General features: G+C 38.0%; 13 protein-coding genes. 3 read left to right on the top strand and 10 right to left on the bottom strand.

Translation table 11 applies throughout. The features are described from left to right. Nucleotides 1–15: 15 nt before the first annotated feature. The 4 genes from ANA_RS18450 to ANA_RS18435 form a co-directional block, all read right to left on the bottom strand. Complete coding sequence (locus tag ANA_RS18450) at nucleotides 16–2034, bottom strand: TolC family protein (RefSeq protein WP_015081531.1); 2019 nt, start codon at nucleotides 2032–2034, stop codon at nucleotides 16–18. A 109-nt stretch (nucleotides 2035–2143) separates the two neighbouring features. Then, nucleotides 2144–3700 (bottom strand): circadian clock protein KaiC, encoded by a 1557-nt coding sequence (gene kaiC, locus ANA_RS18445; protein ID WP_015081530.1) that lies wholly within the window; start codon nucleotides 3698–3700, stop codon nucleotides 2144–2146. A 165-nt stretch (nucleotides 3701–3865) separates the two neighbouring features. Beyond that, entirely contained in the window at nucleotides 3866–4180 is a 315-nt protein-coding gene (gene kaiB / locus ANA_RS18440; protein WP_015081529.1) for a circadian clock protein KaiB, read from the bottom strand. Nucleotides 4181–4279: 99 nt separating this feature from the next. Then, complete coding sequence (locus ANA_RS18435) at nucleotides 4280–4858, bottom strand: circadian clock protein KaiA (RefSeq protein ID WP_015081528.1); 579 nt, start codon at nucleotides 4856–4858, stop codon at nucleotides 4280–4282. Between the two features lie 627 nt (nucleotides 4859–5485). Here ANA_RS18435 and ANA_RS18430 point away from each other — a divergent pair. After that, on the top strand, nucleotides 5486–8722 hold the full coding sequence (locus tag ANA_RS18430) for an ATP-binding protein (RefSeq protein ID WP_015081527.1): 3237 nt from the start codon (nucleotides 5486–5488) through the stop codon (nucleotides 8720–8722). A 114-nt stretch (nucleotides 8723–8836) separates the two neighbouring features. Here ANA_RS18430 and ANA_RS18425 read toward each other — a convergent pair whose 3' ends face one another. The 3 genes from ANA_RS18425 to ANA_RS18420 are packed head-to-tail and all read right to left on the bottom strand — an operon-like array spanning nucleotide 8837 to nucleotide 11476. Next, on the bottom strand, nucleotides 8837–10666 hold the full coding sequence (locus ANA_RS18425; RefSeq protein WP_015081526.1) for an ArnT family glycosyltransferase: 1830 nt from the start codon (nucleotides 10664–10666) through the stop codon (nucleotides 8837–8839). Nucleotides 10667–10676: 10 nt separating this feature from the next. Next, a complete protein-coding gene (locus tag ANA_RS26170; RefSeq protein ID WP_158310554.1) occupies nucleotides 10677–10874 on the bottom strand; it encodes a hypothetical protein in 198 nt (65 codons plus the stop codon). A 2-nt stretch (nucleotides 10875–10876) separates the two neighbouring features. Continuing rightward, the gene (locus ANA_RS18420) at nucleotides 10877–11476 is read right to left on the bottom strand and encodes a hypothetical protein (protein ID WP_015081525.1); all 600 of its coding nucleotides are present in this window, start codon (nucleotides 11474–11476) and stop codon (nucleotides 10877–10879) included. Between the two features lie 152 nt (nucleotides 11477–11628). Between ANA_RS18420 and ANA_RS18415 the strand changes: the two genes are divergently transcribed. Together ANA_RS18415 and ANA_RS18410 are read left to right on the top strand one after the other, a co-directional pair. Continuing rightward, on the top strand, nucleotides 11629–11961 hold the full coding sequence (locus ANA_RS18415; RefSeq protein ID WP_015081524.1) for a DUF565 domain-containing protein: 333 nt from the start codon (nucleotides 11629–11631) through the stop codon (nucleotides 11959–11961). Nucleotides 11962–11965: 4 nt separating this feature from the next. Beyond that, on the top strand, nucleotides 11966–13003 hold the full coding sequence (locus tag ANA_RS18410) for a uridine kinase (protein WP_015081523.1): 1038 nt from the start codon (nucleotides 11966–11968) through the stop codon (nucleotides 13001–13003). On the opposite strand, the gene ANA_RS18405 is transcribed toward ANA_RS18410, so the two are convergent. The 3 genes from ANA_RS18405 to ANA_RS18395 form a co-directional block, all read right to left on the bottom strand. Then, complete coding sequence (locus tag ANA_RS18405; RefSeq protein ID WP_015081522.1) at nucleotides 12996–13208, bottom strand: type II toxin-antitoxin system HicA family toxin; 213 nt, start codon at nucleotides 13206–13208, stop codon at nucleotides 12996–12998. The two genes, ANA_RS18410 and ANA_RS18405, sit on opposite strands and share 8 nt — an antisense overlap. Further along, nucleotides 13198–13425, bottom strand: a complete 228-nt coding sequence (locus tag ANA_RS18400) for a type II toxin-antitoxin system HicB family antitoxin (RefSeq protein ID WP_015081521.1) — start codon at nucleotides 13423–13425, stop codon at nucleotides 13198–13200. Before ANA_RS18400 ends, ANA_RS18405 begins: the two co-directional genes overlap by 11 nt. A gap of 81 nt (nucleotides 13426–13506) precedes the next feature. Next, nucleotides 13507–14964, bottom strand: a complete 1458-nt coding sequence (locus ANA_RS18395; protein ID WP_015081520.1) for a protein adenylyltransferase SelO — start codon at nucleotides 14962–14964, stop codon at nucleotides 13507–13509. Between the last annotated feature and the right edge of the window lie 31 nt (nucleotides 14965–14995).

The raw sequence follows: 14995 nt of genomic DNA, 5'->3' as shown, positions 1-14995 counted from the left end.
TTTACCCATCACCTCTTACTTGACTCCTGAGTTCTGTAATTGATTTAAACCCCTGGATGTAACATATCTTTGTAATTCTGTTAAAGCACGGTTGTAATCCAAGATGGCTTTGACGCGATTACCTTCAGAACGGGTGAGGTCATTTAATGCGTTAATTACATCAGTTTGAGTCCCGACACCGGCTTGGAATCTCAACCGCGCTAACCGCAAAGACTCTTTAGCTTGTTCTAAAGCCACATTAGAAGTTTGTACATTTTCCAAATTTGATGCTTGGGTAGAATATGCTTGTTCTACTTGAAAGCGGATTTGGTTGCGCTGTTCAGAAAACTGAGTTTCGGCGATCGCAATATTGGTCTTAGATTGGGCTGCTCTGGCTTTTGCTGCTCCCCCATCATATAAATTGAGACTAGCCTGCAATCTCACAGAATAACCATCAACCACGCTTGTTCCATCATCAAATTGATCGAATAAGTTATACTGACCGAGTAAACTTACCTGGGGACCTAGAGATGCTAAAGCCTGTTTTCTTTGAGCCTCACTAATATTCCGATCTGCTAAAGTTTGTTGTAGTTCAGGACGATTTTGATAAGCCAAAACGATACTTTGTTCTAGTGGCTGTTGCCATAAACCTGCCAATTTGACAGGATCGGACGCAGTAATACTCACTGACTGGGGCAAATTCAACAGTGGTGCTAACTTACGGCGGGCAATTTGTTGTTGAGAAAAGGCACTAGTTAAGTCCTGTTGGGAGTTAGCTAAATTTACCTGCGATCGCAACACATCGAAACGAGTCCCCACACCAGCCCGTTCTAAAGCCACTGCATCTTTCAAACTAGCCTGGGCATTATTTACAGCTGACTGGGAAATTCTCACATTTTCATCAGCTTGTTGCAAGTCATAATATGCCTTAGATACATCTAGCCGAATTTGCTCAGATTGCCTTTCCACATCCAACTCCTGCTTACGTATCCGTTCCTGAGCTTCTTTAATAGCCCCATTACGTCTACCAGAAGTATAAAGATCATATCTTATCTGTCCTGTACCAGTAAACGCCGTAGTAGAAGAAGCATCATCTACCGATAATCCAGCATCCTGTTGTCCTTTAACACGCAATGTATCGCTAACAGTGCGACTATTCTCAACATTCGCATTCAAATCTACACTGGGTAGGAAAGCGGCTTGCGCCTCGCGGAGAACTGATTTACTCCGTTGCAGTTGTAGTACGGACACTTGTAAATCATTATTATTCCGTTTAGCGAGTTCCAGCGCCTGTGACAAACTAATTGGCTGAGTTCCTTGAACCTTCACTTCCTCTGCTTGGGTCGGATATAGCAGCGGATTAGGACTAGGATTCAAATCGTTAGGAACATTAGGAAAATCTACGGGCTGACTAGGTGTAGGTTGTACATTCTCCACGGTCGGAGGTGTAGGCTTTACATTCTCCGCCGGAGGTGTACTGGTTTCTGAAGTAGTAGGAACAGTTGTTTGTGCTATCCAAGTATCAGTATTTTGAGGTAAGCAGGTGTTAGAAGCAAGTAGTAAAGCCGCTTGACTCTTGGGCTGAGACTGTGGACAATTGCCAGATTTTAGTAACTTTGCTACCTCTACATCACCTTGCTGATCAGAGTTACTTAAATTACTTGATTGTGGATTACTAACAGCCAGAAAATTATTATTTGATAAATCAGAAAAACCGACAAATCTACTGTGATCTTGTTTAGAAATTTTTTCTCCGTCAATGCTGAGATAATTGTCAGCAACAACTACAGGTAGACTGTGGTTGCCGATAGGCTGGATACTACCTTGACTGAAATAATTAGCAGGTAATAATCCTGGGTTACTTTTAATGTTACTTTTGGGCTGTAGGCTATTGTCTGTGAATGGATTCCCACTATTAGTAGAAATTAACACACTAGGAGAAGACGTTAGCTGTAACTGACTTACTTGAATAACATTAGCCCAAGCGGGCTGAGTTGTTAATACTGCTGCTGTCACACCAGGTAAGAAACAATGGAATAATTGCTGTCCTTTCACCGCATCCCCTCACACAAAAAATATTAATTTAGCGGCAGAATACTTGTCTTCACCACAAAATATAGCACGATCTAGAGATTTAGGCAGAAATATCGGACTATACCCTGTGTTAAACATCTGAACTCGGTTTGTCTTCAAAACGTTTGACAATCCGAGAAAGTTCTGCTTTTTCGTTTATAGTAACGCGGTTAGGCGCACCACTAATAATTCGCTCATAGTTACGGAATGAATCTTTAATATCAGGACCATCTGCCGTAATATTATATTCACGAATTCCCTTATCGTGCCACGAGCCGCGCATTTTAAATACGTTAATTGCCCGTGACATTTCTCCCCGAATTTCTACATATTGTAACATCAAAATTGTGTCTGTAATCGTAGAAATGTGGGAGTCAGTAATGGAATTAGAACCCAGGAATTGATCTGTAGTATTGGTAAAGAAACCAGTAATTTCTTCTTGTTTAGCATAACCTGTCACCCCAATTACAAACTGACGAAAAGCATTATTACTAACGCCTCTAGCCATTGCGGAAAGTGAATCAATGGCAATGCGAGCAGGTTTGAAATGGGAGATTTCTGATTTAATAATTTGTAAGTGATCTTCTAAACCAGTGGATTCAGGATAGGTACAAATGATTTTCAGTAATCCTTGATGTTCTAATTCTTCAAAATCAATTCCCCAGGAAGAAGCATTCCGGGAAAGTTGGGCGCGAGATTCTTCATAAGCAAATAATATGGCTCGTTCACCATTAACACAGCCATCTTGAATAAACTTACTCACTAATAAAGTTTTCCCAGTTCCTGTAGCTCCTGTGGCTAAAATAATCGAATCTTTAAAGAAACCACCACCACACATTTCATCAAGAATTTTCACTCCAGAAGATACGCGCACATTAGAAGATCGTTGTGTTAAACGCATTGCTCCCAAGGGGAATATATTGACTCCTTCATTGGTAATTGTGAAGGGATATTCGCCTTTCATGTGAGTTGTTCCCCGTAACTTGAGGATTTCAATAGTTCGGCGGCGACGTTCTCCTTCTAAGACGTTACGAGCAATTATTACATTATCAGAAACAAATTCTTCAACTCCAAAAGATGCTACTGGTCCATATTCTTCACCCCGTTCAGTGGTAATGATGGTGGTGACATTCAATAATTTCAGCCGTGCTACTAACCGAAAAATTTCTCGCCGGACTACTCCTATCGCTTCATATTGTTGAAATATGGCGGTCATGGAATCAATGGAAACCCGTTTAGCTTTATATTTACGAATGGCATATTGTAAACGTTCAATTAGGGCTGATAAATCAAAATTACCTACGATATCTTGACCTTCAGGATCAGGAGATGCGTCGAGAATAAATAATTTACCTTCATCAATTAAACCTTGTAAATTCCAATCAAAAATATGGGCATTTTTAATAATGTCACTGGGTGATTCTTCAAATGTGACAAATACTCCTGGTTCGTCGAAGTAAGTGATGCCATTATAAAGAAATTGCAGTGATAATAAAGTTTTGCCAGTTCCTGAAGTTCCACTAACTAAAGTAGTTCTACCAACAGGTAAACCGCCATGACTGATATCGTCAAAGCCCTCGATCATCGTGCGAATTTTTTCGACACCAATAGGTATTTTTTTGGGTTCAGGTTGCTCTTTTTTATTCATGGTTTGTCTAATATGGATATTCAACCCAGGTTCTTAAAATCAAGAAAGTTTTTAATTATTTTTAATAACTAAATAAATATACCAAATTGCAGGTAAAAAAATTCCCGAATTTTCATCAAAGAATGGCTAACACCACGGCTTTACTCTTGCCTCCTGCATTTTGTGTTATTCTTTCCCATATTCTTCACTCAATTCTTCATACAGCAGATCCAACCCAATTAATACTCTTTCTCTATCTGTTAAATCACCAATAATTTTTCGCACAGGTGGGGGCAGAATTTTTGATAGTGTTGGTGTGGCGAGTATTTTATCCTCTTCGGCCAACTGGGGGTTTTTCAGGACATCAATTACTTTTAAAGCATAAACTCCTTTAAATTCTTCTTCTAAGATATTTTTGAGGGTTTTTAAAGCCCGCATTGAATTAGGGGTATTTCCTGCTACATATAGCTTGAGAACATAGGTTTTTTTAGCTTCATTCATACAATATAAACTCCTAAAAACATAGAGGTGAAAGACCAAAAGCCGTATTCTTTACATACACAATCAAGCATTAATTCATCATGAATGCAAATGCAAGTTCTACTTTGGAATATTCAACGGAATTTTAGCAACAGAACAGCGATAAATTTCACAAAGATGTGCCAAAATATCTATTAAGGTTAAACGGTAATCGAGCAATGTTTCATCACTTCTGCCTTCCATCCTTAATTGCTTAGAAAATTCATCAATGACTTCCATGTGCATTTCTATAATTTGTGGTATGGGAATACCTGTATAAAATAGGGTATTAACAAATTTATCAAGTTTTTCTGGTAGTGTTTTGTCACTGATAAAATAATTGATAATTATTTGACGGTAATCTGATTTAAGTGAATTTAAAATTTCCTGTTTTTCGATAGCAGCCATGTCCTGAAAATTTTGTGTCTTTTTTTCCTGGCTAACTGCAAGGAAATAATTATCTTTTTGATCTGGGTTTTGTGGCTGACAATGGGGCAAATAGTGTATTTGACAAAGTATAGGTTGCCAGTAACATTGAGTGATTAATTTCTCAAGGAAGTTCCATATTTGAACAATTAAACTTTTGTGCCTCTCTTCTACAAATGGTCTATCGAGAATTTGTTTTATATTTGTTTGTAAAAGCAATATAGGTAATAACATCTACTATTTATAGATCATGAATTTTTGAAAGTGCAATACACTGTCACGCAATCAATTATACATAACAAGGCTAAGTAGTATAACTGATAAATTCTTTGATGGCTCATTGCATTGAGAGAGAGTCATGGCTAATGGATAATGTGTATGAGGATATCCGACGGCAGATAGATGACATTATTTCACTTATTGATAAGATACTTAAACGAACTTAAAGAATTGTCGCATTTTAAATCATTATAATTCCTCAAGGTTCTAAAGCGAATCTTTGGAGCCATAATTATTGTTGTAGTTGTCACCATAGAAAATGATGATTTCCAACACCAGTAGCTTTTCTGGTAAATATGGTTACTTGCTCCGGGTAGAAACTCACATATTGGATCACAAGGGTAAAAATTATTAGTGATTGACTTCGAGACAATGTATGTCCATGACGGAGTGTGACCACAAGCTATAGCTAAATAGCTAGTTTGAAGAGGTCTGTCAATTGTCACCAGAATCGCTGATAGCGTCGCCCATTTTCAATATTCCTGGAGGATATTGCTTCAGGCTTGAAAACTATCTAAACCAAGTGCTGATGGTAATGCTGAAGTTGATCACAAGCAGAAAGACCACCGAGGACTTATTTTAATGCTACAGTACCCACTTGATGAATTTATAGTAACTGTACCAATGTGCTGGCAAACGAATACTCTGGCAGCAGTGCTGGATATTTTTGTCGAAGAACAGTGCGATCGCTTGGTAATAGTTAATTCCCAACAATGCCCAATTGGTGTATTGTATTCTGCTCGATTACTGCCACAATTCTTAGCCGCGGATGCTGATAACCACCTCTTAAATTTGCATTTGCAACAACCACTCTCACAGGTGGATAAATCCCTCATAGCGCCAATACAGACCATACCAGCCGCAGCAAATCTGGAAAAATTTAGTTTATTTCTCAAACATCAAGAAGCACAACAAAAAAGTAACTTAGATTGGGCGCTAGTTGATTCAGATGGTAAATATTTAGGAATCCTAAATACTTTAAGCCTATTAATATTGTTAGCTCAGAAGAAAATTTCCATTAATTTAACCAAAGCAGAAGAAAGTCACAAATATGTGACAAACACCAAAACTTCTCCACACCAAAAAAACATCAAAGATACAGCCAATAAATACCAGCCAAAAATACACAAGTCTATAGTCCACTTATTAGCTAGATTGCCCTGGCCAATGATGTTACAAACTGGTCAAGGCGAAGTAGTTATGCAAAACCTCCCTTGGTGGCAACAACTAGGAACATCAAAAGATCCTGAAGGCATTAGAAAACAGGTAGAGACTATACTTACTCCAAAATATATTTATACCAATTCTCAAGAAAATCAGAGAACCGATACTTTCACGACGCAGAAACACAGTATCTCACCGACAGTTTTTTCTCCTGACTCACCATCAGCTCTCCCTTTTTTGCAAGAACCATCTCTGCCTATAAATGACGGTTCTAACCACTGTGTTTTCGATAAGAAATTGGGTATTTGTACTTGTGTGGTGGAAATTAAAACTGGTCAGGAACGAGTTTGGGAATTTGCAAAAATTCCTTTAGATAGTAACGAGTTAAAAATTTGGGTTTCGGAGTCAGAATTACCAGAAAATTCAGAAGAACTATGGTTAATATTAGCCACAGATGTAACTGAACAACAACAACTTTGCAAAGAGTTGGCAGCAAAAAATGCCGATTTGATTCAACTCAATCGCTTAAAAGATGAATTTTTAGCTTGCATTAGTCATGAATTAAAAACACCGTTAACAGCAGTTTTAGGACTATCTCGCCTTCTGGTAGATCAACAGTTGGGACAATTAAATGAGCGTCAAGCTCGTTATGCTGGATTAATTCATCAAAGTGGTAGACATTTGATGAGTGTGGTGAATGATATTTTAGATTTAACGCGAATGGAAACGGGACAGATGGAACTTACCCTCACCCCGGTACAAATTCAAGTAGTATGTGAACGGGCTTTCTCAGACGTTAAAAACATTCATTATCAAACTCACAAAACTAAACAATCATCCCCAGCAGAAAATCAAAATTTATCTAATTCTAATCACCAATTTAGCCTAGTAATTGAACCAGGTTTAGAAGAAATGGTAGCAGATGAATTACGCTTGCGACAGATGTTAGTACATTTACTTTCTAATGCCTTTAAATTCACGGAAATATCTGGGGAAATTGGTTTACGGGTTAGCCGTTGGGAAGGCTGGATTGCCTTTACTATTTGGGATACAGGGATTGGAATTCCTGAACAACAACAACATTTAATCTTTCAAAAATTCCAGCAATTAGAAAACCCACTCACTCGTCAGTTTGAAGGAACGGGTTTAGGATTAGTATTAACTAGAGCTTTGGCTCGTTTACATGGTGGAGATGTCAGTTTCTTATCTCGTGAGGGGAAAGGGAGTCAGTTTACTTTGCTTTTACCTCCAAGTCCACCAAAAGCCAGTTTTAATGAGTCTGAAGACATAGCGACCAAGAGGGAAATAGGCAATATCATCAATTCTTCTCCTCAAAACCTCAATAGTTCTTCCCAAAGACTGGTGTTAGTAGTGGAAGCAGTAGCTCAATATATTGAAGAATTAACTGAACAACTTAAAGGTTTAGGTTATCGTGTTGTTATTGCTAGATCAGGAACAGAGGCACTAGAAAAAGCTCGACGTTTGCAACCAAAGGCAATATTTTTAAATCCTTTACTACCTTTACTTTCTGGTTGGGATGTGATGACTTTACTAAAATCTGATGTTTTAACTCGTCATATTCATGTTATTGTCACAGCCACAGCGGCCGAAAAGGAACAAGCATTTAATAAACAGGCTGATAGTTTTTTGAGTTTACCAATTAAGCATCAAGCATTGGCATCATTGTTAGAAAAAATATCAACAACAACTGAATTTAAGAATTCAGTGATGGAAAATCATCAGATCAATTCTCAAAATATTCCTTTGCGAATTCTCAGGTTAGTAAATCCGGAAATAGAGACTATTAATCTCTACCCTTCTCTGCGAGAACATCGAGTTATTGAAGTAGATGATTTAGATCAAGCAGATTTATTAGCGCGAGTTTGGCAGTTTGATGTAATTTTACTAGATATGGAAATTTCTACTGCTCGCACTTATTTAGAACAATTAACAAAACATCAAAGATTGGCAACTTTACCATTGGTAACTTGTGATGTTGCGACTACTTTAGCTGCTTCCCAAATACCAGGATTGTCTGTATTTCCTTGTTTAAGTCCCTTAACACAGAAAAATAATCATCAAAATTATCAACAAGATGCTTTAGCATCTGTATTACAAATTGCTGCTGGTATTTGTTGTCCAATAAATATTTTAGTTGTAGATATAAGTATGCTGAGTGATTTATCCACGGTAAAACGCAAACCACTTAAAGATTATCAGTCAGTCAAAAGTTCTTTTATTAATTTTGAAGATGAGCAAATTAATCGAGGATATGAGTGGTTTCAAGCTTTAATTCAATACTTACAAACTGCTGGTTTTAGAGCTTCTATTGCCGGTTGTTGGTCGGAAGTTGTCCAACAAGTCAGTCATCAAAGTGTTGATTTACTTTTGATTTGCTTGAACGAGACGGCAATGAATAAGGAAGTACAAAAAGCTCTTGAATCATTAGGGAATTTACCATTTAATTTGCCGCCAATTTTGGTACTTGACCAGAAATTCAATGAACCCAATTATGGAAATGTAACAAAATCTCGGAAACAACGATATACATCTTCTGTAGAAACTGCGGTTCGGGGAATTGCTACCCAGATATTACCCCGTTCGATTTCAATGGAGGAACTATTAATTCAGATTAATCAATCTTTAGCAAATTAGACTATGATTTATTTGATTTATTTGATTTATTTGATTCATTTGATTATGATGATGGAAATAATCCTCACAATAATCAATCATCACATAAATCACATCAATCAAAAAAATCATAGTTTAAGACAAGTTATCTCGTTTAGCTGTTTTCAAAGGAATGCGAATGAGATGATAAGCGCCTTTGGTGGCTAAGTTTTTGTAAGTATCAGGTGGTAAGTCCATTTCCTGAAATTTTCCCTGTTCAACTAAGATTAACAATGATGGTGGTCTGTTTTCTTGTGATGATTGCTTTTGAATATATTCAAGAGCTTGTTGAGAAAATTTAATGTAATTAACGTTTTTGTGCGTGTAGAAAGTCACGGTAGGTTTTTTGAACCCAACCATAATTAATTCTTCATTGGGTTGTTTTGATTCAACAATTAGGGCTGATAATTCTCTCAGAGGTAGTTGACGCTGTTGGTCCATAATCAAAACAGCAGGCATTAAGGAAATAGCAATAAAGGCTATAAATCCTAATAAATTAATTGTAATTATCTGTTGATAACGGTGACTTAATATTAAGATAGCCGAAGTAACTGTAGATAGTAACCAAATTATTCCCGCAAATTTGAGGATTCCTGATTTCTCCATTTGTACATATAATTCAGGAGCAGCAGGATCAGTCCCAGCAATTTGGGTAAGATTAAAGAGGGCAATGGAAATAACTGTTAGAAAAGCTACGTTTACCCAAGCACTGATGCGTAAAAATTTGGGAGGAGTCGGAGTTTGTGAATTGGGGAAAAGATCACTCCAAAATAATGCCACAAGAATAGCTGCTGCTGGCATTAAGGGTAATACATAACTGGGTAATTTGGTAACAGAAATTGTGAAAAATCCAAATACACCCAAAAACCATAAACAGACAAATAAACCTAATTGTTGAGAGCGTTCTTGCTTTAACCAGTGCGATCGCTGCAAAAGATTTACTCTAACTAGAGCCGCAGGGATGTACACTGAATATGGTGCAAAGCCCAACAAAACGACTAAAAAGTAAAAATACCAAGGGGCTGAATGGCCATTAACAACTTCGGTAAAACGGTCTATATTGTGATAGATAAAAAAGGCATTAATAAAATTCCAGCCGTTGCGCCAAGTTACCAAAACATACCAAGGAAGTGAGATAACTAAAACTATCGCCATTCCTAAAATCGGCTGCATTTCTCGCCATAGTTCCCAAAATTTCCCCACATACAAGGCAAAAGCAATCATAATTAGTCCTGGTAAGACAATGCCTACAGGACCTTTAGTTAATATTGCCCCAGCAATTAAGACATAACTGGCTAAATACCATTTATTGGGAAGTCGCCAATTAGCAGTGACGATTGGGGAATTATTCTGAGCATATCCCAGGAAAAAACATAATAAAGTTGAACCTATACAGCCGTTGAGTAACATATCAGAAACCCCGGCTCTGCCCCAAACAATCATTTCTGCGTTGAGTGCCATTAAAGCAGCGGCAATGGCGGCTGTAAAGTAACGTCTAGGCAAATTAGTAACTTGTTCTAATTCATCTTTTTTGGCAAAGTACCACTGCACAGTGTAAAATGCCAAAGCAATTACGCCCATTGCTGCGAATGCTGAAGGGATACGCACAGCCCATTCATTTACTCCCATAATAGAGTAAGCGATCGCTTGACACCAATAAATTAAAGCAGGTTTATCAAAGCGAGTTTCACCATTAAAAAACGGCGTAATCCAATCACCAGTTACCAGCATTTGTCGGGAAGCTTCCGCAAACAGCGGTTCAGTCTCATCAATTAAGCCTACATTACCCAAATTCCAGCCAAAAGCTATCCAACCAATTACCAATAACCACAGGGACGAAACAGCCACAGCTAGGACTGGACGCTGTTCTAAATTATTCAACCACTTATCCACCACTTGCCAAGAAACACTCAATTTTATACTCATGAATTCATACTTAAAGACACTGAAATCGCGTCCTGCCAATACACAATAGTTTACAATTCAAAAAAACTCCTGAACTCCTTCCTTCTTCCTCCTGAACTCCTTCCTTCTTCCTCCTGAACTCCTGAACTCCTGAACTCCTGACTCCTGACTCCTGACTCCTGAACTCCTGACTCCTGACTCCTGAACTCCTGACTCCTGAATTCTCCAATATCACCTATTTTGTAACACTAACTGCCATTCTTGAGTTTGCGGATTCCATTGGGGAGAGGAAGTTTCTCCCACAACATAGGGACCCCAATAACGTCGAGAACCATCTTGAGCAAAAGCCACCAAAATATCACCTTTCTCAAGTCTTAAATTAGCTTGAGGTAAAGATAAAACTAACCCGCTCTCACTTCCTTCTTCAGGAGCAAAATCCCAATGAGCCGGAATATCAGATTTAGATTTATTCGCAGTCGCACTTTTGAGGGATGATTGTCTAGCTAACAATGCTAGACGGACAGGTTGAGTAGTTTTGTTGCTAATGCGAAGCAATCCAGCAGCCTTGTTTTTACTATCAGAGTTAACCTGATAGGCTACAACTGTGGACTGATTTTTTTGCGGACTTGATTCTACTGAGTCACTTGGTGTACTATCTAAGTTAATTTCATCCCCATTTTTACCACTATTTGTCATCATAGATGGGGTTGTTTCTGGATTTGTAGACTGAAAAGATATCCGCATATCTAAGCATCCTGTCATGATCCCCATGAATCCTAAGGCAGAAAGACTGATAATGAAGTTACCATACCGATCAAGGAAGTTTTTCATAATGATATAGCTTTAGAAATAAGATTTTTTGTAAGCTAAACCCGATGGTTACAAATGATCCCCAACCGTAATTAGAGTGGTTTACTTAGGTTCTCCAAAATAAATTATCCAGTTTCATCAAGTCAAAACGACTTTTTCTGTTCCCTATTCCCATGCAAAATACTCGCTTGAACAACCTATTAGAAACAATTTTCAGTAGCTTGAGTGAATGGTTTCTGAATCCTTGGCGGCGGTTATCGCTAATACTAATTAGTTTTTTGTTTGGCTTTTTTTTGGGATCAGCAGTATCAACAACCGCTGGACAAAAGGCAGAATTAGACATTGTGGTTGCTGGATTTTTAGTGCTACTGACCGAAATTACCAGTAGAATATTTTACAGTCGGAGTTTTTTTGTTCGCCAAGCATTTTGGGTAGAAATACTCAACTATCTCAAGGTTGGTTTTATCTACAGTCTATTTCTAGAAGCGTTAAAACTGGGTTCGTGATTTTATGAGTAGTGAATGGTTGAGTCAAATTTTAACAACGGACACATCTTGGCAAGTGTCAGCACAAGCCGCAGCATTGGCAGATCCTTTGCGAGCTAAGGTGTTTAATATTACTTCTGATAATGTGGCTGAAGTTATCCAAAAGAGAGGGGATTTACTGAAGTTAGTTTTCCCTAATTTTAGTCAATTTTGTCAAACTACCCTAAAAATTCAACCCCCAGAAGTGTTACAGGTATTGTGGGATTTATGGCTACCCTTGGGAATCCAAATTGCAGCACAACGTCAACAGTTAGGGAAACCTTTTGTCCAGGGAATTTTAGGCGCACAAGGAACTGGTAAAACTACAATGTCCCAGATACTGGGTTTGATTCTCCAGCAGTTAGGATATCGGACGTTAAGTTTGTCTTTGGATGACTTGTACAAAACTTATAGCGAGCGTTTGGCTTTATTACAGCAAGATTCCCGGTTAGTTTGGCGCGGTCCGCCCGGAACCCACGATATTCACCTAGCTTTAATTGTACTCGATCAGATTCACCAAGGCAAGAGTCCTGTGATAGTTCCTAGATTTGATAAATCTGCTCATGGGGGTGCAGGCGATCGCACTACTCCTGAAGTTATCACAAATCCTATAGATATTGTTCTGTTTGAAGGCTGGTTTGTGGGCGTAAAACCAATTCCTCCTAAAGTGTTATTAACTCCACCACCACCTATTCTTACAGACGTAGATAAACAATTTGCCTCTGATATGAATAATCAGCTAAAAGATTATTTACCACTGTGGGAAAGATTAGATAGTTTAATAGTTCTTTATCCCACAGATTACCGTTATTCTTTAGCATGGCGCAAGCAAGCAGAAAGACAAATGATTGCTGCTGGTAAATCAGGAATGAGTGACGCAGAAATAGAAGAATTTGTAAATTATTTTTGGCGTTCTTTACATCCAGAATTATTCATTAATCCCTTAATTCAATCATCATCTGTTGATTTAGTAATTGAAATTAATAGTGATCATAGTTTTGGGAAAATCAGAAAAACTATCTAAGATTATTAAATTCATCTTCTGTGATTTCTAATTGGTTAAGAATTTCCTGGAATAGCCAACCGCCGATTTCAGCATTTCCATGAATAGGAATAGTTGTTGCGCGACCATCGGGATGCTTCCAGCGAGCATGACTACCTTTTTGACGAATTTTCTCAAAGCCTAATTTTTTGGCAACTTTTTCTAAAGTTTTGGCTTTAGCTGGCATAAGCAATAGTTACCTCAATATCATTAGGTAAGGATTTACCAGCCTCTAAATATTCTGCTGATATCATTTCAAAAACATGGTTTAACTCTGAACGAGCTTCTTCATGGGTTTTTCCCCACGCATGACATCCTTTAATTGCTGGAACGTAAGCAACAAATGTTCCATTATCATCGGGGCGTAAAATAATTGTATAGTCAATTAGTTTTTTGTTTATCATATTATTTCCTGTTAAATACTTGCGATTAAAAAGGCGAATTTCCTGACTCATGGGCGAGGAAACCCCGCCCCTACTGACAAACTACTTTCCTGTTTGCAGTGTTTCCACTAAATCATAAAAAGGTTGCCAATTATCATCTTCAGTGATTCGTTCCCAAACAGACTCAATCACAGGTCTTAATAAAGCTGTTTTGGGATTAGCTTCAATCAAAGTTTGGTGAATTTTATCCATTTGTTCAGGATCAAAATGATTGAGAATTTTATGATAGAGGAAACACCAATTATCAAAAGTGGGTGATTTTCCTAATGCGGGGCTAATTTCAGAACCATTCATCACAAAAGCTGGATCATCTCGCCATTTACTAGAAAAGGTAGCAGCTATATCAGCAAAGAATTGATGATAACCAACTTGACTATCATGTAAAAAGGTAATAGTTAACCGCAAAAATTCATCAGCTTCCGCTAATTGTAAATCTTCAAAACCCAATTTTTTCAACATCAAAGCTCGATATTCAGCCTGGTAATATTCAGCAAACTTGGATAAAGCAATATCCAAATCACCTTGGTGAATTATCGCCTTTAAAGGTTCTTGCAAAAGCTCTAAATTTAATTTGCAAATCCCTGGTTGTTGACTGTAACAATAACGTTTATAATAATCGAAATATGCCGCCGTAAATTGGAGATCGTAAGTAGGAATAAAGGCATAGGGTCCATAGTCAAAACTTTCCCCGGTAATTGACATATTATCAGTATTCAAAACCGCATGACAAAAACCCGCTGCCATCCATTGGGCTACTAATTCAGCAACACGCTGCACTAATTCGGCATAAAATAAAGCATATTTATCATTTTCAGCTTGCAAATGCGGGTAATACTGTTCAATTACATGATCTAACAGTTTTTGAGTTAAATCATGTCGTTTGAAATAGTTTAATCGTTCAAAAGTACCAAAACGGATATGAGATTTACTCATGCGAATCATGACAGAAGAACGAGTTGGAGAAGGTTCATCACCGCGCCACAAACCCAAACCCGTTTCAATCATACTCAGACACCGAGAAGTACGAACACCTAAACTATGAAGTGCTTCAGCGGCGAGAACTTCCCGCACTCCTCCTTTAAGTGTTAGCATTCCGTCACCACCGCGAGAGTAGGGGGTTCTTCCCGAACCTTTTGTGCCAAAATCGTATAATTCCCCATCAATACCCCGCACTTGTCCATAGAGAAAGCCTCTACCGTCACCTAATTGGGGGTTATATTGTCCAAATTGATAACCGTGATAACGTAGTGCTAACAGCGGTTCTCTTCCCTCAAATTTACCAAAAGCGTTAATAAAATCTTCGTCTTTAACTACTTGGGGCGCAACTCCTAAGCGTGGCAGTAGTGCGTCATTGCGCCAGCGTAACATAAGTTGGGGAAATTCCTCGGCTACAACTTGATCATAGTAGTCATTACCTAGAGATTCTAGGGCTGGTTCATAGTTGAGGGTAAGTAAGGGATTAGTAGCATGAGTATGATTGAGAGTTTCATCCAGAGTCATTATAATTAGGCTTAATTGATATTTATTTAAT

Origin of the sequence: Anabaena sp. 90 (genome assembly GCF_000312705.1) — a bacterium.
Lineage (GTDB): Bacteria > Cyanobacteriota > Cyanobacteriia > Cyanobacteriales > Nostocaceae > Dolichospermum > Dolichospermum lemmermannii.
Note: the sequence above shows the minus strand (reverse complement) of the source record. Positions and strands in the feature narration are given on the sequence as shown.

Excerpts from the sequence above, each read along its gene's own strand:
- kaiC (WP_015081530.1), bottom strand. The coding sequence starts at position 3,700 with ATGAATAAAAAAGAGCAACCTGAACCCAAAAAAATACCTATTGGTGTC.
- kaiB (WP_015081529.1), bottom strand. The coding sequence starts at position 4,180 with ATGAATGAAGCTAAAAAAACCTATGTTCTCAAGCTATATGTAGCAGGA.
- ANA_RS18435 (WP_015081528.1), bottom strand. The coding sequence starts at position 4,858 with ATGTTATTACCTATATTGCTTTTACAAACAAATATAAAACAAATTCTC.
- ANA_RS18430 (WP_015081527.1), top strand. The coding sequence starts at position 5,486 with ATGCTACAGTACCCACTTGATGAATTTATAGTAACTGTACCAATGTGC.
- ANA_RS18425 (WP_015081526.1), bottom strand. The coding sequence starts at position 10,666 with ATGAGTATAAAATTGAGTGTTTCTTGGCAAGTGGTGGATAAGTGGTTG.
- ANA_RS18420 (WP_015081525.1), bottom strand. The coding sequence starts at position 11,476 with ATGAAAAACTTCCTTGATCGGTATGGTAACTTCATTATCAGTCTTTCT.
- ANA_RS18415 (WP_015081524.1), top strand. The coding sequence starts at position 11,629 with ATGCAAAATACTCGCTTGAACAACCTATTAGAAACAATTTTCAGTAGC.
- ANA_RS18410 (WP_015081523.1), top strand. The coding sequence starts at position 11,966 with ATGAGTAGTGAATGGTTGAGTCAAATTTTAACAACGGACACATCTTGG.
- ANA_RS18405 (WP_015081522.1), bottom strand. The coding sequence starts at position 13,208 with ATGCCAGCTAAAGCCAAAACTTTAGAAAAAGTTGCCAAAAAATTAGGC.
- ANA_RS18400 (WP_015081521.1), bottom strand. The coding sequence starts at position 13,425 with ATGATAAACAAAAAACTAATTGACTATACAATTATTTTACGCCCCGAT.
- ANA_RS18395 (WP_015081520.1), bottom strand. The coding sequence starts at position 14,964 with ATGACTCTGGATGAAACTCTCAATCATACTCATGCTACTAATCCCTTA.